The following is a 21,492-nucleotide window of genomic DNA, read 5'->3' as shown; positions in this document are numbered from 1 at the left end:
TCTACTCCTTATGATTTTTATCCCTTTGTTTCTTTTTTTCGACGTAGCCTTTTACATGCTTTTGTTCAGCTCTTTCAATTATTAATTCTCCAGAATCAACATCTTCAGTTATTGTAGAACCAGCCGCTACAAAGCCTTCTTTTTTGACATGGACAGGTGCTACAATGTTTGCATTAGATCCTATAAAAGCATCATCTTCTATTATTGACCTATGTTTATATTTACCGTCATAATTAACAAATACAACCCCACAGCCAATATTTATATTTGATCCTAAATCACTGTCACCTATGTAAGCTAAGTGTCCAGCTTTTGTGCCCTTACCAAGGCTTGAATTTTTAACTTCTACGAAATTACCAATGTGTACAGCTTCCCCTATATGAGCATTTGGTCTTAATCTTGCAAATGGTCCGATATTGCTATCTTTTTCCATATAAGCATCATCTAATATGGCATTATCAATTCTAACATTGTCTTCAATGATAGAATTAGTAATTCTTGAAGTTCCGTCTATATAGCAATTTTCACCGATTTTACTTTTGCCATATATTTTTACAAAACCAGATATTATAGTGTCCTTACCAATTTCAACTCCTGGCTCAATAAAAGTTGTTTCTGGAGATTCAATTATTACTCCATCAAGCATGTAGGCCTTGTTAATTCTTCTTTGAAGGATTTTGTTTGCCTGATTTAGCTCAAATTTGTTATTTATGCCATAAAATTGATCGGTATCAGAATTTACATATGCACTTACTTTTTTACCAGCTGATTTTAAAATCCCTATACAATCTGTTAAGTATAGCTCGTTTTGATCGTTGTTTGAATCTATTTTTGCAAGAGATTCTTTTAAATCTTTTGCTTTAAAGATGTATATACCAACATTTATTTCTTTGATATCTCTTTGCTTATCTTCAAGGTCCCTATCTTCTATAATTGCAGTAAACTCATTATTATCATTTCTAATTATACGACCATAACCTTTTGGATTATCTATGGTTGTAGATAGGATAGTACAAGCACTTTTATTTTGCTTGTGATAGGAAACAAATTCTTCTAAAGAATTTTTTTTGATTAATGGGATATCACCATTAAGTATTAATACTTGGTCATTATCCTCTATTAGGTTCATAGCTAGGCTTACAGCGTAGCCTGTGCCATAAGGTATACCAGGACCGATTTTTTGTTCAACAATTTTAAAATCTGGAAAGAGACTTTCTAGTTTGGGCTTATTTTTACCTGCTATCAATATTGTTTCTGAGTCTTCAAAATTACTAGCATCTGTTACATATTTTATTATTTCTTTATTGAGCAGTTTGTGAAGTACCTTAGAAGTATTTGACTTCATCCTGGTACCTTCTCCTGCTGCCATTATTATTGTTTTAATCATTATTAATCTTCTGCTACTTCTAGGGCTAGTTCCATCATATTTGTATAAGATTTTTGTCTATTTTCTGCACTGTCTGCTAAATTTTCTATTAAGGAGTCAGATATTGTAAATATTCCAAGACCTTTTTTTCCATGTTTTCTAGCGGCCATAAACAAACCATATGATTCCATTTCTACACAAAGAATACCGTATTTTCTAAGGTTTTCAAAAACTTTTGGTTCCATTTCAGAATAGAATTGGTCTGAAGAATGCACTTGACCACAATGGGTTGTGTATCCAAGATCGATTGATTTATTATAAGCTTTCATTAGAAGCTCAAAATTAGGGGTTGATGAAAAATGTATGTTGCCAAATAAGTTATCATTTATGGATGATTCTGAACAAGCAGAGGTGGCAATTACAATGTCATGTAGTTTTACATCTTCTTGCATAGAACCAGCAGTTCCTACCCTAATGATGCAATCTACATCATAGAAATTGAATAATTCGTTGTAATAAATCATTGATGATGGTATACCCATACCTGAGCCCATCACAGAAACTCTTTTTCCCTTATAATAGCCAGTATATCCTAGCATTCCACGAGTTTCATTAAATTGTTCAACATTTTCTAAGAAGTTATCAGCTATAAACTTGGCTCTTAGAGGATCTCCAGGCATAAGTACAGTTTTTGCAATTTGGTCTTTGCTTGTTGCTGAAATATGAGGTGTTGGTATTGTCATTAATCTCTCCTTTATTAATAAAAATAGAGACTTCAAAAGTCTCAGTTATTCTCTTCTATTTTACTTATTTTATCTATACGTCTTTGGTGGCGATCGCCCTCAAAATCTGTAGTAGCAAATTCTTCTACTATCATCTTACATAATTCAGAACCTATTACTCTAGCACCTAAGCATAATACGTTTGCATTATTGTGTGCTCTAGACATTTTAGCTGAAAATGGTTCAGAAACACATGCAGCTCTTATTCCTTTGATTTTATTGGCAGAAATACTCATTCCTAGACCTGTTCCACATATAAGTACGCCAAAATCAGCCTCGCCGGCTTTGATTTTTTCGCAAGCTTTTACAGCAAAGTCACTGTAATCACAAGAATTTTTATCGAAAGTTCCAACATGAATGACTTCATGGCCTAGATCTTCAAGCTTTTCTTTAACCACTGGCTCTAAATCAATTCCCCCATGGTCATTGGCTAAAACAAATTTCATGAACCCTCCTTTTTTACTTTATATTCTATAATAAATATACGTCATCCTTTGATATATTCAAAGTATTACTTGACAAGATATCAAGATTAAATATGGTATAATATGATAAAATTACTTATGATTAGACTACTATAAGGAGAATATATGTTTGAATTTAATTTAAATGAACATGATTATAATCGTGTTCATTTTATCGGTATAGGTGGAATATCAATGAGTGGACTAGCTCACTTACTACTTGAAAAAGGATATGAAGTCACTGGTTCTGATAGAAGCCTTTCTGATTCTGTAAAGGGTCTCATTAAACTTGGAATAGAGGTTTATATAGGACAAAAAAAAGAAAATATCCAAAACCCTGATTTAGTTGTATACACTGATGCTATCGCAGATGATAACGAGGAATTAATAGCGGCAAAAAAGCTTGATGTTCCGATAGTTACTAGAGGAGTTTTCCTTGGAGCTCTAATGAGAAATTACAAAAACTCTATAGCTGTATCTGGTTCGCATGGCAAGTCAACAACAACTTCTATGATTTCTAAGATCTTGCTTCATTCTGATGAAGATGCCACAATTTTATTAGGTGGAAATTTGGATGAAATGAAGGGTAATGTTAAAGTTGGTAGTGAAGATTATCTAGTAACAGAAGCTTGTGAATATAAGGGTAATATTAGATACTACTTTCCTCAAACTGTTATAATTTTAAATATAGATGAAGATCATTTAGATTATTATAAAGATTTGGATGATATAGTAAATACATTTAAGGAATATCTTAGAAATCAAGACAAAAACTCTAAAACAATACTCAACTTAAATGAAGAGAATAATAAGCTTATCCTAGATGCTGTTCAAGGTCAGCTTATAACTTATGGTCAAGAAAATCCAAACGCAGATTATAATGCAACAAATATAGTATTTGATGATATAGGAAGACCAAGCTTTGATCTTAAGCTAAGAAATGGTTCTGTTGAACATTTCTCCTTAGGTGTAATAGGTAGACATAACATAAACAATGCAATGGCAGCTATAATTTCAACATATGAAAATGGAATTGATATAGAGACTATTAAAGAAAATATTAAAAAATACAAGGGCCTTGATAGAAGGATGCAGATAATTGGACATGTAAATAATGTTACCATCATGACTGATTACGGTCACCACCCTTCTGAAATTCTAGTAACCCTAAATGCTATAGCAGAGCATACAAAAGGAAGGTTGATTTGTGTGTGGCAGCCTCACACTTATTCAAGAACAAAAACTTTATTTAATGATTTTTTAAATAGTTTTGATGCAGCAGATGAAGTTATTGTCACAGATATTTACGCTGCAAGGGAAAAATTTGATCCTAGTATACATTCAAAGGATGTCGTAGATGCCATGGTAAAAAAAGGCTTAAATGCTAAATATCTATCTACATTTGAAGAAGCAAGAGATTATATTTATGAGATTATAAGAGATGATGATCTAGTTATAACAACAGGATGCGGTAATCCAGACGAACTTGCTAAGATGATAGTGAATGACTTTCAAAATAAATAAGAGATAAAAAAGGACTTATGTTAATATAGCTATAAATTCTTTATAGCGTCATTTACAAAAGTCCTTTTTATGTATTAATCATTTTCTAAAGCTAAAGAAATAGATATCGCTTCATTTATTTTATTCATTATGTCATTTGAGAAGCTTCCAATTTTTTCCCTTAGTCTTTTCTTATCTATGGTCCTTAATTGCTCCATAAGGGCTACAGAATTTTTAGGAAGCCCATATTTATTTCCCTTAATTTTAACATGGGTTGGAAGTTTAGCCTTATTCATTTGACTTGTAACTGGTGCAACAATAATTGTCGGAGAATACTTATTACCAACATCATTTTGCACTACAATAACAGGTCTAACGCCACCCTGCTCACTTCCTACGACAGGAGATAAGTCAGCGTAATATAGATCACCTCTTCTAACTTTCATAAATTTCTCCTAAATCAATGTGCGTATTTAACTCTTTACCATTCCTAATATAGATTCTATTAACTCTTAGAGAGATATTAGTCATAAGCTCATAAGAAATTGTAGATGCCTTACTTGCTTCAAGGTCTATATCTTTGTATATTTCTACCCTATCACCAATCTTAACATCCAAACCACTTACATCAACCATAATTTGGTCCATACAAACTCTACCAAGAACCCTACATGGCTTACCATTAATATAAACTTCTCCTACATTGGAAAATGATCTTAAATATCCATCTGCATAACCAATAGTGACAGTAGCAATTTCCATATCCTTATCTGCTATGAAGGTTCTACCATAGCTTACACCAGTCCCTTTTTTTATCTTTTTGACAAAGGATACAGTTGAATAAAGATTAAATGATCTAGATAATTTTATAGTAGTATCTTTTTTCACAACATCCGATGGATATAAGCCATACATGGCAAGACCTACCCTTATCATATTCTTATAGATATGATGTTTAATAGCTCCTGCAGAATTTGAAATATGTACAAAATCGAAATTTAAATCAATAGCATCCAGCATTTCGTCAAATACCTTGTATTGTTCATCTGTATAGTTGGTGTCTTCTTCATCTGCTGTGGAGAAATGACTGAAGGCAGCTATTATATTAAGATTTTTTAAGTATTTTAGCTTATTAATTTTATCGATTTCAAACTCTCTAAATCCAAGCCTACTATGACCTGTATCTAGAGCTAGATGGCAATTGACTTTATAATCTAAGTTGTTAATTTCCTTAGAAAAATCTAAGTCATATATCGTTATATCAATATTATAGTCATGGCAAAGTTTAATATCATCAATTCCTACATAGCCTAGAACTAGTATTGGTTTAGTAATATTGTTTTTTCTTAATTTTAAAGCTTCTTGTAATCTTGCGACAGCAAAATAATCAACAATATCTTCGATATTTTGGCTAATTTCAACAGAACCTAATCCATAAGCATTAGCCTTTACAACTGCGCAAAACAAAGAACCAGACTCATTTTTTATGTTAATTATATTTTGTCTTATTTTATCTATGTTAACTTCTAAATAATTTTCTAGCATTATTACCTCATAAGCCTTATAGCCTTTGGTAAATAAGCTATTATGTCTCTAGCAATCAGGGAGTCTTGGCATAAATCTTCTGCTGCTAAATCTCCTGCTAGGGAATGAAGATAGACGCCAAGCTTTGCAGCATCAAAAGCTTCTAGTTTATGTAATATGCCGCTGATTATGCCAGTTAGGACATCTCCGCTTCCGGCTGTAGCCATGCCTGGGTTTCCTATTTCGTTTATATATAGTTTATTACCATCAGTTACAAGGGTATTTTCAGACTTAAGAACCAATATAACTTTATGTTCTTTGGCAAAGTTTTTTGCAATATTGACTCTGTCTTCATTTATTTTATTTATTGTTAGCCCAGTAAGTCTAGAAAATTCCTTTAAATGAGGAGTTAGTATAATATTTTTCTTATTCTTCAAAATACTCAAATCCTTGCTTAAGGCATTTAAACCATCTGCATCGATTATTATTTTCCCATTGAAATTATCTATCACTTCTGAAATTAATTTATTAAGAGACTCATCTCTTCCCATACCTGGGCCAATAGCAAGTACATCCTTATCTTCAAGTGAAGATAAGATTTGCTTAATTATGTTTTTATTATACTTTAATATATTAGAATCAATAGTTTTTATTATTTGCTCAACCGATTTTATCTCTAAGATATTAGAAATAGATTGTGGGACTAAAAGATAAACAAGTCCTGCTCCTGCTCTTAAACATGCAAGGGATGTAAGATAGCAAGACCCAGCCATGCCAGGAGATCCTCCTAAAATTGCTATTTTTCCATAGTCTCCCTTATGACTTTGGTGGGGTCTATTTGGTAATAAGTTCTTCATTTTATTATCTATAGATATCATATTTTCTTTTTTATAGCAGACTCCAATTGCATATTCACCGTCGTGTGATATCGATAAATCTGAATTAAGTTTATTGCCATCAAGGTATGCAATTGGATTATTATTGCTTACAATTTCTATTCTTTTTTTAATAATGTAGGACAATTTTAGGTCGTAAGCCTTGATAATTGCTTCTTTCAGAGCGAAAATACCTGCAAGGGTTTGGTAGGGATTTTTCTTGCTATAAGCATAGGTAATTTCATTTTCTGTAAAAACTTTCCTTAGGAAATTACTTCCACTTTTATTTTTTATTTTTTTTATTGAAAGAATATCTATCCCAATCATTAGTCCATAATCCTTTGGGAAGTTTTTAATATATCATTTGATACTGTAGCTTGATCAATATTTAATATCTTTCCATCTCTTGCTACTATGTTTCCATTTACAATAGTACATTTAATGTCTTTTTCATAGGTTGAATATATTAGAGATGACAAAATATTGTTTGTAGGTGTGTGATTTACATTAGATAAATCTATTAGTATTAGATCAGCTTCTTTACCTACTTTTATACTTCCAATTTTATCATCTAAGCCTAGGGCCTTTGCACCATTTATAGTTGCCATCTCCAGTATTTCTCTTGCTGTAACTATCCTAGATGAATATAGCTTTGATACTAGTGCCGCAAGCTCCATCTCTCTAAGGATAGAAAGTTTGTTGTTACTAGCGGATGAATCAGTACCTAGACATACATTTATCCCCTTATCAAGTAATCTAGATAAGTTCATGAATCCTGATTTTAATTTTAGATTGGAAGAAGGGTTGTGAACTACTGATACCTTGTTTTCTTTTATTATATCTAGGTCATTATCTGTTAGGTAAATGCCATGGGCTGCAATGGTTTTATGCTTAAATATCCCAGCTTTTTCAAAGACTTCAGTTGGTGTCATACCAAAGCGCTCTATACAATCCTCATTTTCTTTTTTAGTTTCTGATAGGTGGATGTGGATAGGCATCTTATACTTATAGGCTAGATCAGATATCTTTTTAAGGTAGTCAAGATTTGATGTGTAGATGGCGTGTGGCCCAAGTCCAATATCTATTAGATCATAATCTTTATATTTCTTATATAGGTATATATTTTCTTTTAACCTATAATCATCATCATCTGGAATTGATAATCCTCTTGAAATTTGTGCTCTAAGTCCTATTTCCTTGCAAGCTAAGATAGTTGCTTCAGAGAAAAAGTACATGTCAGCAAAGGTTCCTATGCCATTATTAGCCATTTCAATTAGAGAAAGCATTGATGCAAGATAGGTTTGTCTATTATCAAGCCTTTCTTCTAGTGGCCATATATAATCATTTAACCAGGTATAAAGGTCTACCTCTTCTCCATAATTTCTAAATAGACTCATTCCAACATGACTATGGCTGTTGATAAAGGCAGGCATAAGAACCATGTTACTTGCATCTATTGTTTGGTCGGCTTCATCGCTTATATTTTTTTCTATTTTTTTTATGTATTTACCTTCAATGAATAAGTCTGATGTAAATATATCAGCCCCATCCATTGGAAGTATTTTCGCATTTTTAATTAATATAGTCATTTGAAAAAAAGAAAGTGCTTTAACACTTTCTATTCTCCTATCTTTTCTTTTAGTAATTTGTTGATTTCTTGAGGATTACCCTTCCCTTTAGTTTTTTTCATAGCTTGACCTACTAAAAATCCAAAGGCTCTATCTTTACCATTTTTGATATCTTCGATAGATTCTGGGTTTTCACTAAGAACCTCATCTACTATTTCTTCTAGGTATGAAGAATCAGATATCTGCAATAGATTTCTTTCTTGGGCAAGAACTTCAGGATCTTCATTAGAAAGGTAGATTTCACGCAACAATTTTTTTGCTACGTTGTTATTTATCTTATTGTCTTTAGCAAGATTTATTAATTTTGCAAAGTTTTCTACAGACAATTTCATTTGATCAGCAGTTTCTTCTGCCTCATTAAGTCTTCTTGAAAGTTCTGTTAATATCCAATTTGCACTGGTATTTGCATCTTTTACTAGTATGTTAGTTTCTTCAAATAATCTAGCTAAGTTTCTATCATGGCTTAGAAGGTTTGCATCATAGGCTGATAGACCATACTCAGCTATATATCTTTTTTCTTTATCTTTTGGAAGTTCAGGAAGATTTTTTGCTACATCGTTTATATATTCGTCTGATAAATAGATGTCAGGTATATCGCCATCAGCAGAAAATCTATAATCATTTCCTACTTCTTTATTTCTCATATGAATTGTTTCAAGCTTTATATCATCCCATCTTCTTGTTTCTTTATCACCAGTTTGATTATTTTCAAGAAGGTCTCTTTGTCTTTTTACTTCAAATTCTAGGGCGTTTTCTATAGCTTTAATTGAGTTGATATTTTTAATTTCTGCAATTTCTGTCCTAAGACCTGTATCTTCGTCTTTTAAGTTGACATTTACATCGACTCTCATTGAACCTTCAGCCATAATACAGTCACTTACCTTTAGGAATTTTAGGGTTGAAGCTAATGTTTCTACAAACTCTCTTGCTTCTTCTGGTGAAGAAATATCAGGGTCAGTCACTATTTCAATAAGAGGGACACCAGCCCTATTGTAATCCATTAAAACTGTATCATCATCATTGTGGTTAGATTTTCCAGTATCTTCTTCCATGTGGATTTCCCTAATATTTATATGCTTACCGCTAGCTAGTTCAAGATAGCCTTCATAAGCGTATGGCTTATCAAATTGTGTTAGCTGGTAACCCTTTACAAGGTCTGGGTAGAAATATTTCTTTCTATCTACTTTTTGATCATTTCTAATCTTACAATTAAAAGCAAGACCTGCCATTACAGCTAATTCTACCGCTCTTTCATTCATTGCTGGTAGGGTGCCTGGATGGCCAAGACATATTGGGCATACATTTGTATTTGGAATTGCTCCGAATTCATTTTTACAGGAGCAAAACATCTTTGTTTCAGTTGATAATTCAACGTGAATCTCAAGTCCTATTATTGTTTTAGTTTTCATTGATTCTCCTTAAAAATTCTTCGCTAGCATTTAGTAATTTTTTATCTTCATAACTATTAGCAATGAATTGACAAGCACCGGAGATACCTTTCCTTACTGGAAGGGATATACCACACATGCCTGCTAGATTAACTAATACGTTAAATCCGTCTGACCTAAAATCAGAAAGTGGGTCACTATAATCATCTTCTAAAAATGGTGGTAGATTTATTGTTGTTGGTGTAATTATTAGATCAAAGTCTTCAAATACACTCTCTAGCTCCTTTTTAATTAAGTTTCTTAATTTTAGACCTTGTCTATAAACTCTTTGATCATCATCAGCTGAGAGATACATGGTACCTAGTGCAATCCTTCTTTGAACCTCTTCTCCTAAGCCTTCTGACCTTGAATTTATAAATAATTCATCAACTGATGTATAAGTTTCACTTTGGTGGCCAAATCTTATTCCATCAAATCTTGACATGTTTGAAGAAACTTCTGAACTCATTACGACATTGTATACTTGGTTTGCATATTTAGAATATTTTAAACTTATTTCTGTAAGCTCAGCACCCATATTTTTAAGCATATCTAGACCAATCTTATAGTCATTTTTAACTTCTTCTTCTATTCCTTTATTTAAGAAATCACTGGTACTGATGTAGGCAATCTTCTTTCCCTCGAAATCATAATCTTCTCTACTGTAGTCATAATCATCTAACCTAACTGTCATGTCATTTTCATCAGGTCCAGCGATTATACTTGCTATATTTCTAAGGTCTTCGATGTTTTCTGCAAAAACAGATACTTGATCTAGGGTATTTGCCATTGATACTACACCATTTCTGCTTACCATACCATAGCTTGGTTTATAACCAAGAATATTACAATAGCTAGCAGGTCCTCTTACAGAGCCACCAGTATCTGTTCCAAGTGAAACTAAGACATCGCCCTTGCTTACTGCAGCCGCTGATCCTGATGATGATCCACCGGTTACTCTTTCTGGATCGATTGGATTTTTTACTGGACCAAAAACTGAGGTTTTACCTCTAGCTCCCATAGCAAATTCATCCATGTTTGTTTTTGCGATGATGATTGCATCTTCTTTGAGAAGATTTTCTATAACTTTTGCATCAAACATTGGTCTAAATCCTTTTAGCATATTGGAGGCGCAGGTCATATCCATATTTTTATATGATATATTATCTTTAACTGCTACAGCTATACCAAAAAGCTTGCCAAGTTTTTCATTATTTGCTAATTTTTTATCTAGATATTCCGCTCTTTTGATAGAGTCTTCTTCATCAAAAGCTATATATGCATTTGTTGTATCATTTTTTATCTTTTCTAGGACTTGTTTAGTGTTTTCAACAACGCTAACCTTACCCTCTTTATAAGCTTCTATTGATTTTTGTATATCCATTATTGCTCCTATAATTTCCAGTCTAATCTAAAGTAGCCATATTCAGTATCTTTAGCATTTTCAAGTGCCTTTTCCCTATCAAGCGATTTTCTTGGCTCGTCTTTCCTAAAAACCGCCTTGTGTCTACTGATATATTCACACATATCTACATTTGTAGTATCTTCATCAAAGATTACCTCAATAAAATCTAAGACTTTATTGAATTTTTGAGCTATAAGCTCTTTATCAGAATTTTCTAGGCTTAGATTACTAAGGTTATATATCCTTTCTACTTCTTTTACATTCATTTTATTCTCCTTTTAATTCAGATAAGAATTTATTTAGCTTCTCACCTTCATATATCTCGATTTCAAGCTCTAGGGCTTTTTTCTTTTTTGAACCAGCCTTGTCACCAGCAAGAACAACATCAGTATTTTTTGAAACAGAACCTTTTACACTAGCTCCATTTTTTTCTAAAAGTTCCTTAATATCTTCTCTATTAAATCCGTCAATACTTCCTGTGATAACAAAGCTTAAATCTTTAAGCTTATCAGATTTATCGTTTGTTTGTGGATTATTGATGCTAATTCCTTTTGCTAGCAACCTATCAATTGATGAAGTTATATTTTCATCTGAGAAAAACTCTACGATGTTTTCTGCGGTTATTTCACCTATATCTTCAACTTCTATAAGTTCACTAGCTTTGGCCAATCTTAATTTCTCAAAACTTCTAAACTTATTAGCTAAGTCTCGTGCTGTTCTCTCACCAACATTGGGTATACCAATTGCATAGATGAAGCTATTAAGATCACAATTTTTACTAGCTTCTATTGCTGTTAACAAGTTGTTAGTTTTCTTTGGTCCAAATCTATCTAGGTTTATTAAATCATCATACTTTAAATCATATATATCATCTATTTCATTAATGCCTAATTCTTCTATTAGCTGGCCAATTGTTTTTTCTGAAAGACCTTCTATATCCATTGCATTTCTTGATGCAAAATGCTCCATTCTAGCAAGTAATTGTGGTTTGCAGGAAATGGAATTAGGACAAATTATGTGGACATTTCCTTGTATCAGTTCGCTGTGACAATAAGGACACTTAGTAGGTTTTTCTATTTCTGTAGTTCCTTCTTGGTTTTCATCAACTACGCCGAGTATTTCAGGAATAACGTCATTTGACCTTCTTATGAATACTTCAGAACCAATTTTTACCTTTTTTCTTAGGATATCATCATAGTTATTTAAAGTTGCTCTAGAAACTGTTACTCCAGAAAAATCTACAGGCTCAAGTATGGCAGATGGTGTGACCTTACCTGTCCTTCCTACATTCCAAACTACATCTAATAGTTTTGTTGTAAACTCTTCTGCTTCAAATTTATAAGCTATTGACCATCTTGGGAATTTATTTGTGTATCCAAGGGCTTCTTGAGTTTTTTTGTCATTAATTTTTATTACAACCCCATCAGTTAGGATATCTAATGTTTTTCTTTCCTTTTCTATTCTTTCAAGTTCTTCTATAATCTGATCAATGTTTTTGACTTTTTTATGATAAGGGTGTACATTTAGTTTCATTTCCCTTAAGAAATCTAGCATATCTTCTTCAGTTTTAAAATCTAAAGAATTTGTAGGCACTGCATAGAAAAATGCAGTCAATCTTCTTTTAGCAGTTTCGCTAGTATCTAGGTTTCTGATTGCGCCAGCAGCAGCATTTCTTGCATTTTTAAGTTGTAGAGAGTTTTCTTTGTTATATCTTTCTAGCTCTGATAAAGGCATCAGAGCTTCTCCCTGTATTTCTATTAGGGACTCTTCCTTAATTCTTAGTGGAATTGATCTTATCGTCTCTACCTGGGCCTTAACTTCTTCACCTACAGAACCGTTTCCCCTTGTTGCTGCAGTCTGTAGTAGGCCATTTTCATAGGTTAAATTTATGGTTAGTCCATCAAATTTATATTCCATGATGAATTCTAGTTCAGCTAATTTAACTGAGTTTTCTCTTTCGTAATTTTCTTTAAGACGTTTACACCTATCTATCCAGTCCCTGAGTTGGTCATATGATTGGGCCTTATCTTGGCTTAAAAGTCTTGTAAGGTGGTAGTGCTTTTCAAACTTATCAAGAACTGCTCCTCCGACCCTATTTGTTGGTGAATCATCTGGTGTATAATCCAGTTCTTCTTGAAGACTTACAAGCCTATCATATAGCTTATCATATTCTCCATCAGATACTGAAGGCTTATCTAATGTATAATACCTATAGTCTAGTGTATTTATTTGCTCTATTAAATTTTCAAGTTCTTGTCTTTTATCCATATTTATACCTTTGTTATTGGTGCATAATCTTGGTTTAATTTCTTAAGGCCTTTCTTATCAAAAGCTATTACTAATTCATTGCCATCTTCGCTCTCTTTGATTTGAACGACCATTCCCTTTCCCCATTTGCTATGCATAACTGTATCTCCTACTTGATAGGTTGAATCATCCTTTTTGTAGGCCTTAGCCTTTAGGTTTAGGACAGATTGTCTAGCCTTTTCTCTCATATAATCTTCATTTAAAGATCTTTCGTAAGTTCTAGAGTTAAAGTCAATAAATTCCTTATTTGTTTGCTTTTTTATTTGATCATCTATTTCTTCTATAAATCTTGATGGCTTATAATATGTTACTTTACCATAATTTCTTCTTACTTGAGAGCTGGTTAGGTAAAGTTTTTCCTTTGCACGGGTGATTCCTACATAAAAGAGCCTTCTTTCTTCTTCTAGATTACCCTCATCTAAACTTCTTTTGCTAGGAAACAGTCCTTCATCTAGGCCAACTATAAAAACTACTGGATATTCAAGACCCTTAGCCTGGTGCATTGTCATAAGAGATATTGAATTTTCTGAATCTTCGGTCTTATCTATATCAGATAAGAGAGAAAGATTTTCTAAATAATCTCTTAAATTATCATCTGGATTATTTTCTTGGTATTCAGCAGCAGATGATATAAATTCGTTTATATTATCGATCCTTGCCCTATCTTCTACTGCTATAGATTTTTCGAGATTTTTAAGATAGTTGGATTTTTCAAGGACTTCATTGATTAAATCGACAATCTTATATTTATCTACATTTTCAAAAATATCTTTAAGTGGTAGGTAGAACTTATCAGCTAATTTTCTATACCTATCAGTTAGAAGAAGTGAAAAATTAGGATCTATTATCAAATCAAGCATTGAAATCCCATGACTTCTGGCTATATTTTCAATATTTTCTACTGATTTAGCACCGATTCCTCTTTTTGGTTCATTTATAATTCTCTTTAGACTTATATCATCCTGGTGGTTGACTAATATATTTAAATAGGATATTAAGTCTTTAATTTCTTTTCTATCATAGAATTTTAAACCACCTATAACTTTGTAAGCCATTAAATTTTTCAAAAGAATTTCCTCAAAAGGTCTTGATTGAGCATTTGTCCTATAGAGAATTACTATATCATTTTCCTTATATCCCTCGGATATGAGGTCTTTAATTGTTTCAATTACAAATTGGCTTTCTTCACTTTCTACAGAGGTTTCTTTATAAATTACATCTGCTCCCTCATTTTGATCAGTCCAAAGATTCTTTTCTTTTCTCTCGAGGTTATTAGCGATTAATTTATTTGCGGTATTTAAAATTTTTGAAGTAGACCTATAATTTTGCTCAAGTTTTATGGTTTTTGTTGCTGGAAAGTCTTTTTCAAAATTTAAGATATTTCTAATATCTGCTCCCCTAAATGAATAGATAGATTGGTCTGCATCTCCTACTGCAACAACGTTTTGATTTGCCCCTGCTATGAATTTTATTAGTTCATATTGAGAGTTGTTTGTATCTTGAAATTCATCTACAAATATATAATCAAATTTATTTTGGTAATAGGCAAGGGTTTCCTTATCTTTTGAAAATAAGTCCAAGACTTTTTCTATCAAATCATCAAAATCTAGCGCATTGTAATCAAATTTCTTTTTCTCATATTCTTTATAAATCTCAGCAATGGCATCTGCATCTTGCATATAGAAATTTAGCTTTAAGAACTCATCGGGTCCTATAGATTTATTTTTTGCATTTGATATTACATTTTGAGCAAGCCTGTAATTTATCTCATCTTTTAGGCCAAGGTCATTTATTATTTCTTTGATTAGGGTTCTCTGATCTGTAGTATCATATATTGTAAAATTACTAGAATATCCAATTTTTTCTATGTTCATCCTTAATATTCTAGCACAGATTGAGTGAAAGGTTCCTATCCATAAATAAGAAACATCCATATCTAGCAAATCAGCTATTCTTTCTTTCATTTCTCCAGCTGCCTTGTTGGTAAAGGTTATAGCTAAAATATGGCTAGGATTTATAGATTGCTCCTTGATTTTATAGGCTATACTTGTGGTTAAAACGGAGGTTTTTCCACTTCCAGCTCCTGCTAAGACTAATAAAGGGCCATCCCTATGTAAAACCGCTTCTTTTTGCCTATCATTTAACCTATCTAAGTTCATAAGACCTCACTTTCTCGACCTATATATTATACCACAAAAAAAGAGTAAGTAACTTACTCTTTTGATTCTTTAAGGTCTTTTTCAATTAGTTTTTCAAGAACTAAATCGTAACCACCTTCTCCATAGTTAAGTGATCTATTAACTCTTGAAATTGTGGCTGTAGAAGCGCCTGTTTCTTCTTCAATAACTGAATAGGTTTTTCTAATCTTTAATAATTTAGCTACATGTAATCTTTGTGAAATTGATTGAATTTCCCTTGCTGTACAGATGTCTGTAAAAAATTGATAGCATTCCTCAACATCTTTTAGCATTAAAATCGCTTCGAAAAGTTCATCTGCTTCTTTAGTTCTTAGTTTTGATTCTGACATCATAATTATTCTCCTTAAATATTTTTTCTATAATTTTTTTGCACAGGTTCTCGTTCCTAGCAAGAATTGGACCATGCAAATAAGTCCCTATGGTATTTTTATAAATAAAGCCTTCGCTATTATCTTCACCGTTATTACCGTTACCTTCCAAAACTTTTCCAAAAGCGTTTTGCTTGTCTGACAAAAATGTTCTACCGCCGTGATTTTCAAAACCTAGGCATATTTCATCAAAGCTTTCCACTTGTATTTTTATTTGGCCGGTAAACCTATTTTTAGAATCCTGATTGACTGTATAGTGATCGAAGATAGACAGACCATCTATTTTGTTTCCATAAGCGTCATAATAGTACTTGCCTAGCAGTTGATAACCACCGCAAATTGCTAAAAATAAGCCGTTATTTTCGATATATTTAACAATCTCATCTTTTTTCTTTATTAAATCATTTTTGACTATGGACTGTTCATAGTCCTGGCCACCACCAAAGAAAACAAAATCATAATCAGATTCTTTAAAATCATCACCTATAGAAACTATCTTCCTTTCTGTTTGTATACCCAACTTTTTAAGTTCATACTCAAAAGCCATTAAATTTCCTACATCGCCATAAGTATTCAATAGATTTCCATAAAGGTGGCATATTCTAAATTTTTCTATAAATCAAGCACCTCCCTTAGTCTTAGCATTGCTGTATATGTGGATAAAACATATATATCGCTAGTATTAATCTTATCGATTACATCATAAATCTCATTTTCATAATCAAATTCGACTATTGGTTGATCAATAAGCTCTGCTATTTCAAGCCTTCTTTTCATATCCTTTGACCTCATACCAGATACATATATTTTTTTGATATTAAGTTTTTTTAATTTCTCATAATTAGCATCATATATCCATGACACATCGAGTCCATCAGCGTAATTATCATTGAGTAGACAAATTAAACTAATATCTTTATCTTCCAATAGCATAAGATCAATAACTTGATTGAGCCCTGTTGGATTTTTGACAAGGTTTATTATAAGATTCTTATCTTTGATTTTAATATTTTCTTGTCTACCAAATACATTCTTTTGTTTTTTTAGGCCTTCTTTTATCTTTTCTTGAGATACACCTAATTCTCTAGCTACAGATATAGCGGTAAGTGCGTTATAAATATTATATTTACCACCGACATTTACTTCATAATTGTAGCCATCAATAACAAATTCAGAATGGTCCGGATTTTCCTCTGTTATTTTATCTATGCGATACTTTATCTTTGGTGACTTAAAGTCACAATTAGGACACGAAAAGTCTCCTAAAGATGAATAATTTACACTTTTGTACTTTAATACTGAATGACAATGAGGACACAAAATTCCATCAGAGTTAAATTCTGCATCTAAAACATAAGCATCATCTTCATTTTCTCTAATTGCAAAATAGATAGGATTATACCTACTTAAAGAATCATAAGAAAATAACGGAAGATCACCATTTGCTATAATTTTTGCATCAGGCATAAGGTCAATTCCTTCAATTATTTTATCTAGGATATTATAAATTTCACCAAATCTATCCATTTGGTCTCTGAAGATATTTGTAAGAGCTATATAATCAGCTTTTAGATAATTTCCAATCCTTACTAAGTTAGCCTCATCTACCTCTAGGACTGCTACACTTTCTTTATCACTAGGATTATCAAGTAAAGATGTTATTATTCCCTGGACCATATTCGAACCAGATTCGTTGGTTAAAACAATTGGATACTTTTCTTTAAGAATACTTACTAAAAAGTGAGTAGTCATTGTCTTTCCGTTAGTGCCGGTTACAAATATAAATTTAGTATTTTTTGATAATTCTTTTAGAATATCCTTATCTAATTTATAAGCAATATAGCCTGGTAGGCTCGTTGCATTTCTATTTAGTAATCTTAATGAAGACCTTATCGATTTTGCTAATACTTTAACTAGTTTGCTTTTTAAACTCATAATATTATTAAACCTTATTATGCTAATTTTTCAAAGTTAATAAATTATTTCAAATTCACTTTCATTGGGCTTAATATCAACTACTTCTACAAATTTATTCTCAATTCTTGCAAAATTAATATTTTCTAATCCCTCAAAAAACTTATATAAAGTTATTTTATCTGCTTGGATAAAGACTTCAACACTCCCATCGTATAAATTTTTAACTGTACCAGTAATATTTAGTGAGTCTGCAAGCATCTTTACCTGAAATCTAAAGCCTACTCCCTGAACCCTACCTTTAAAAATAATGTGATATCTTTTCATATATACTCCTTATGCCTTATTATACTTGACAATGACTCATGTAAAAATATAATAATTATATACCCCCCTAGGGGTGGTAAAGGAGGTTTAATGAAACAAAGATTTGATATAGAAGGTATGACTTGTTCTTCATGCCAAGCAGCTGTCAGCAAGGCTGTAAGCAAGCTTGGTGTTACAGAAGTAAACGTCAATCTAATAAATGAATCGATGACCGTTGATTATAATCCTAGCAAATTAAATGATGAAAAAATTATAAAGGCTGTTGTAGATGCTGGTTATAATGCTAGGGTTAAGGGGAAAAATGAGTCAGTATCAAAGGATTTGCTTAAAGAATCAGAAGAAGATAATACTAAGTTTAGGCTTAAGGTATCCTTTTTCTTTATGATAATACTCATGTATGTAGCAATGGGTCCTATGGTAAATCTTCCCCTACCGAGGTTTTTAGAAGGAACTAGTGGAGCGATAAATAACGCTTTTGTTCAATTTTTATTAACAATTCCAGTTATATTTGTTAATAGAAAGTTTTTTATTTCAGGTTTTAAATCACTAAAAAATGGAAGCCCGAACATGGATACCCTAGTTGCTTTAGGTTCTTCGTCAGCTCTTATGTATGGTATCTTCGTGATAATGAGAATGGCCCATGCAGCAGGTCTATCAGAATTTGATGTGATTGATCATTATAGACATAACCTGTATTTTGAATCATCAGCAATGATTCTTACCCTAATTACTCTTGGTAAATTTTTTGAAGCAAGAAGTAAGGGCGAGACAAAAGCATCTCTTAAGTCTCTTATGGACTTATCACCAGATAAGGCAAATATCATAAGGGATGGTGAGGAAATAACTATAGATACTGCTGATATAAAAAAAGGTGATGTGGTAGTTATTAGGCCTGGTAACAGGATTCCGGTAGATGGTGTAATTATTGAAGGAAGCTCTCTTGTTGATGAGGCAGCTATTACTGGCGAGTCAATACCAATAACTAAAGAGGTTGGTGATGAAGTTATTTCTGCTACTATTAACAAACAAGGTTCTTTTAAGTTTGAAGCTACTAGGGTCGGTGAAGATACTACCCTATCCCAAATCATAAATCTTGTAAATGAAGCCAATGAAACTAAGGCTCCAATCGCACAATTAGCAGATAAGATATCAGCAATATTTGTGCCAGCAGTAATTATAATTTCAATCCTTACATTTATTGGTTGGTATTTTTATAGCAAAGACTTTGAATTTGCTTTAAATCTGATGATATCTGTACTTGTTATTTCTTGCCCTTGCGCACTAGGGCTTGCCACTCCAATGGCAATAATGGTTGCAACAGGTAAGAGTGCTCAAATAGGCTTATTATTTAAAAATGCAGAAAGTCTTGAAAACTTGCATAAGGTTGATACTATACTCCTTGATAAGACTGGAACAATCACAGAAGGAAAGCCTGTAGTAACAGATATAATGACAGATATGGACCAAAATGAATTTTTAAAGATAGCTTCTTCAATCGAGCACCTATCTGAACATCCTTTATCAGAAGCTATAATCAATAAAGCAAAAGAAAGAAATATATATAATATCCCTATTGATGACTTTACATCTTTTCCAGGTAAAGGTATTGCAGCAAAAATTGATGGTCAAACTTATTTTGCTGGTAATTTTAGGTTGATGGATGAAAATAATATTTCTACTGGAAAATATGAAACAATTCATAAAGATCTATCAAAAGAAGGTAAGACTTCTATGTATTTTTCTGATTCTGATAAGGTCCTAGGATTGATAGCTGTCCAAGATCAGGCAAAGGAATCATCTAAAATAGCAATTGACCTGCTAAAAAAAGATTCTTATAAGATAACTATGCTAACAGGTGATAATGAAAATACGGCTGAAGCTATAAGGGCAAAGCTAAATATAGATGAGAAATTTGCAGAAGTTTTGCCTCAAGATAAGGATAAAGTAGTTAAAAGACTACAAGCTGATGGCAAAAAAGTAGCTATGGTTGGAGATGGAATAAATGATGCCCCTGCCCTAGCTAGAGCTGATATAGGGATAGCAATAGGAAGCGGCGCTGATGTTGCTATAGATTCTGCAGATGTCATCCTAGTTAAAAATTCACTACTAGACATAGTCAAGGCCATAGAATTATCTAAGGCAACAATAAAAACTATAAAAGAAAATCTTTTTTGGGCTTTCTTTTATAATATATTATTAATACCTGTCGCAGCAGGTCTACTCTATCCAGGCTTAAATATAAGGCTTAATCCGATGTTCGCATCAGTTGCTATGAGTTTATCATCAGTATTTGTTTGTCTAAACTCTTTAAGGCTTAGAGGATTTAAGTCAAGTGCATCTGGATATGAAGAAAGTAAGAATGTCACTATCGAAGAAAATATTTTGGAGGATAAAATGAGTGAACTTAAAAAAGTAATCGTAAATGTTGATGGAATGAGCTGCAATAATTGTGCAAAACACGTTAATAAAGCCCTAAGTGAAATTGAAGGTGTAAAAGAAGTTGATGTAAACCTTGAAGGTAAACAAGCAGAAGTATCTTACGAAGGAAATATTGAAGAGGAAACTTTAAAGTCTGCAATCGATGAAGCAGGATATGAATACAAAGGAATCGAATATAAGTAAATGCATGCTGATAAAAGCAAAACTATAAGGAAGCTTAAAACAGTTGGTGGACAAATTGACGGTCTAATAAAAATGGTTGAAGATGATAGGTACTGTGTAGATATATCCACCCAACTAATGGCTTCAATTTCTATTCTTAAAAATATCAATAAGGATGTCTTAAGAGGCCATCTAGAACATTGTGTTTATGATAGTCTCAAGCAAAATAATGAAGAATCAATAAAAGAAAAAATTGATGAAATAGAGAAAATTATTGATAAACTTAACAAGTTATAGTTTCAATATTTACTAGCTGGGTATCTTTATAGTATAAAGATAAAGGAGATATATATGACAGAAAATAACATGAATCAACCATTTCAAGATGAAATTAGTGAATATACAGTATCAGATAAGGTTCTTGCAAAAATCACAAAGAAAGTTGTAGACAAGGTAGATGGTGTATTAGACCTTCAAGGTGGACTATTAAACTCAATTACATCAAGTTTTACTAACAAGGAAGAAGAATCTACATCTGGAATCTCTATTAATCAAGAAGAAAGACAATGCATTGTTGAAGCTTCATTAATATTAGAGTACGGAAAAAAAGCAGCGCTAGTTTTTAAAGAAATAGACTCTTTAATCAAGCAAGAAATATATGAACTTACAGGTATAAAAGTCGCAGCTGTAAAAGTTGATATAGTTGATGTTTTAACTAAAGAAGAATTTGCTAAAAAAAATCAAGATAAAAAAGAAGAAAGATAAATATTGAACTAAAAAGGGACTGCCCAGCAGTCCCTTTT

General features: G+C 32.2%; 20 protein-coding genes. 4 read left to right on the top strand and 16 right to left on the bottom strand.

Going from position 1 to position 21,492, the window contains the following annotated elements; all coding sequences use genetic code 11:
- Nucleotide 1: 1 nt before the first annotated feature.
- From glmU to rpiB, 3 genes are read right to left on the bottom strand one after another with little or no spacing between them, the layout of a single operon-like run.
- Nucleotides 2-1,387: a bifunctional UDP-N-acetylglucosamine diphosphorylase/glucosamine-1-phosphate N-acetyltransferase GlmU gene (gene glmU / locus NH286_RS01855; protein ID WP_265213240.1), complete on the bottom strand. Its 1,386-nt coding sequence runs from the start codon at nt 1,385-1,387 to the stop codon at nt 2-4.
- Between the two features lie 2 nt (nt 1,388-1,389).
- A complete protein-coding gene (gene deoD, locus NH286_RS01850) occupies nt 1,390-2,109 on the bottom strand; it encodes a purine-nucleoside phosphorylase (RefSeq protein ID WP_265236459.1) in 720 nt (239 codons plus the stop codon).
- A gap of 41 nt (nt 2,110-2,150) precedes the next feature.
- Entirely contained in the window at nt 2,151-2,594 is a 444-nt protein-coding gene (gene rpiB / locus NH286_RS01845; protein WP_106460280.1) for a ribose 5-phosphate isomerase B, read from the bottom strand.
- Between the two features lie 144 nt (nt 2,595-2,738).
- Between rpiB and murC the strand changes: the two genes are divergently transcribed.
- Nucleotides 2,739-4,136 (top strand): UDP-N-acetylmuramate--L-alanine ligase, encoded by a 1,398-nt coding sequence (murC, locus tag NH286_RS01840; RefSeq protein WP_265236457.1) that lies wholly within the window; start codon nt 2,739-2,741, stop codon nt 4,134-4,136.
- Nucleotides 4,137-4,210: 74 nt separating this feature from the next.
- On the opposite strand, the gene NH286_RS01835 is transcribed toward murC, so the two are convergent.
- Genes NH286_RS01835 through NH286_RS01775 form a run of 13 tightly spaced genes read right to left on the bottom strand, consistent with a single transcriptional unit; the run spans nt 4,211 to nt 18,088 of the window.
- Nucleotides 4,211-4,561 (bottom strand): type II toxin-antitoxin system PemK/MazF family toxin, encoded by a 351-nt coding sequence (locus NH286_RS01835; RefSeq protein ID WP_106460282.1) that lies wholly within the window; start codon nt 4,559-4,561, stop codon nt 4,211-4,213.
- Nucleotides 4,551-5,660 (bottom strand): alanine racemase, encoded by a 1,110-nt coding sequence (alr, locus tag NH286_RS01830; protein ID WP_265236453.1) that lies wholly within the window; start codon nt 5,658-5,660, stop codon nt 4,551-4,553. Before alr ends, NH286_RS01835 begins: the two co-directional genes overlap by 11 nt.
- Nucleotides 5,661-5,662: 2 nt before the next feature.
- Entirely contained in the window at nt 5,663-6,841 is a 1,179-nt protein-coding gene (locus NH286_RS01825; protein ID WP_265236450.1) for an NAD(P)H-hydrate dehydratase, read from the bottom strand.
- Nucleotides 6,841-8,103: an amidohydrolase gene (locus tag NH286_RS01820; protein ID WP_265236449.1), complete on the bottom strand. Its 1,263-nt coding sequence runs from the start codon at nt 8,101-8,103 to the stop codon at nt 6,841-6,843. The genes NH286_RS01825 and NH286_RS01820 overlap by 1 nt, the downstream gene beginning before the upstream one ends.
- A 29-nt stretch (nt 8,104-8,132) precedes the next feature.
- Nucleotides 8,133-9,551: an Asp-tRNA(Asn)/Glu-tRNA(Gln) amidotransferase subunit GatB gene (gatB, locus tag NH286_RS01815; protein WP_265236446.1), complete on the bottom strand. Its 1,419-nt coding sequence runs from the start codon at nt 9,549-9,551 to the stop codon at nt 8,133-8,135.
- The gene (locus NH286_RS01810; protein ID WP_265236443.1) at nt 9,541-10,953 is read right to left on the bottom strand and encodes an aspartyl/glutamyl-tRNA amidotransferase subunit A; all 1,413 of its coding nucleotides are present in this window, start codon (nt 10,951-10,953) and stop codon (nt 9,541-9,543) included. Before NH286_RS01810 ends, gatB begins: the two co-directional genes overlap by 11 nt.
- Nucleotides 10,954-10,961: 8 nt before the next feature.
- Nucleotides 10,962-11,240, bottom strand: coding sequence for an Asp-tRNA(Asn)/Glu-tRNA(Gln) amidotransferase subunit GatC (gene gatC, locus NH286_RS01805; protein WP_265236441.1), 279 nt, complete (start codon nt 11,238-11,240; stop codon nt 10,962-10,964).
- 1 nt (nt 11,241) lies between these two features.
- Nucleotides 11,242-13,242, bottom strand: coding sequence for an NAD-dependent DNA ligase LigA (ligA, locus tag NH286_RS01800; RefSeq protein WP_265236439.1), 2,001 nt, complete (start codon nt 13,240-13,242; stop codon nt 11,242-11,244).
- 2 nt (nt 13,243-13,244) lie between these two features.
- Complete coding sequence (locus NH286_RS01795) at nt 13,245-15,440, bottom strand: ATP-dependent helicase (protein ID WP_265236437.1); 2,196 nt, start codon at nt 15,438-15,440, stop codon at nt 13,245-13,247.
- A gap of 53 nt (nt 15,441-15,493) precedes the next feature.
- Nucleotides 15,494-15,808 carry a YerC/YecD family TrpR-related protein gene (locus NH286_RS01790; RefSeq protein WP_106461115.1) on the bottom strand — a complete coding sequence of 105 codons (315 nt, stop codon included), beginning with the start codon at nt 15,806-15,808 and terminating at the stop codon, nt 15,494-15,496.
- Nucleotides 15,783-16,448, bottom strand: coding sequence for a type 1 glutamine amidotransferase (locus NH286_RS01785; RefSeq protein ID WP_199792176.1), 666 nt, complete (start codon nt 16,446-16,448; stop codon nt 15,783-15,785). The genes NH286_RS01790 and NH286_RS01785 overlap by 26 nt, the downstream gene beginning before the upstream one ends.
- Before the next feature lie 11 nt (nt 16,449-16,459).
- Nucleotides 16,460-17,782 (bottom strand): Mur ligase family protein, encoded by a 1,323-nt coding sequence (locus tag NH286_RS01780; RefSeq protein ID WP_265236435.1) that lies wholly within the window; start codon nt 17,780-17,782, stop codon nt 16,460-16,462.
- A gap of 36 nt (nt 17,783-17,818) precedes the next feature.
- Nucleotides 17,819-18,088: an acylphosphatase gene (locus NH286_RS01775; protein WP_106460293.1), complete on the bottom strand. Its 270-nt coding sequence runs from the start codon at nt 18,086-18,088 to the stop codon at nt 17,819-17,821.
- 90 nt (nt 18,089-18,178) lie between these two features.
- Between NH286_RS01775 and NH286_RS01770 the strand changes: the two genes are divergently transcribed.
- The 3 genes from NH286_RS01770 to NH286_RS01760 are packed head-to-tail and all read left to right on the top strand — an operon-like array spanning nt 18,179 to nt 21,454.
- Complete coding sequence (locus NH286_RS01770; protein ID WP_106460294.1) at nt 18,179-20,710, top strand: heavy metal translocating P-type ATPase; 2,532 nt, start codon at nt 18,179-18,181, stop codon at nt 20,708-20,710.
- Nucleotides 20,711-20,986, top strand: a complete 276-nt coding sequence (locus NH286_RS01765) for a metal-sensing transcriptional repressor (protein WP_106460295.1) — start codon at nt 20,711-20,713, stop codon at nt 20,984-20,986.
- 54 nt (nt 20,987-21,040) lie between these two features.
- Nucleotides 21,041-21,454 carry an Asp23/Gls24 family envelope stress response protein gene (locus tag NH286_RS01760; protein ID WP_199792145.1) on the top strand — a complete coding sequence of 138 codons (414 nt, stop codon included), beginning with the start codon at nt 21,041-21,043 and terminating at the stop codon, nt 21,452-21,454.
- The last annotated feature ends 38 nt before the right edge of the window (nt 21,455-21,492 follow it).

It is taken from the genome of Anaerococcus sp. NML200574 (genome assembly GCF_026131665.1).
Classification (GTDB): Bacteria; Bacillota; Clostridia; order Tissierellales; family Peptoniphilaceae; genus Anaerococcus; species Anaerococcus kampingae.
This window is presented reverse-complemented; position numbering and strand designations above follow the sequence as displayed.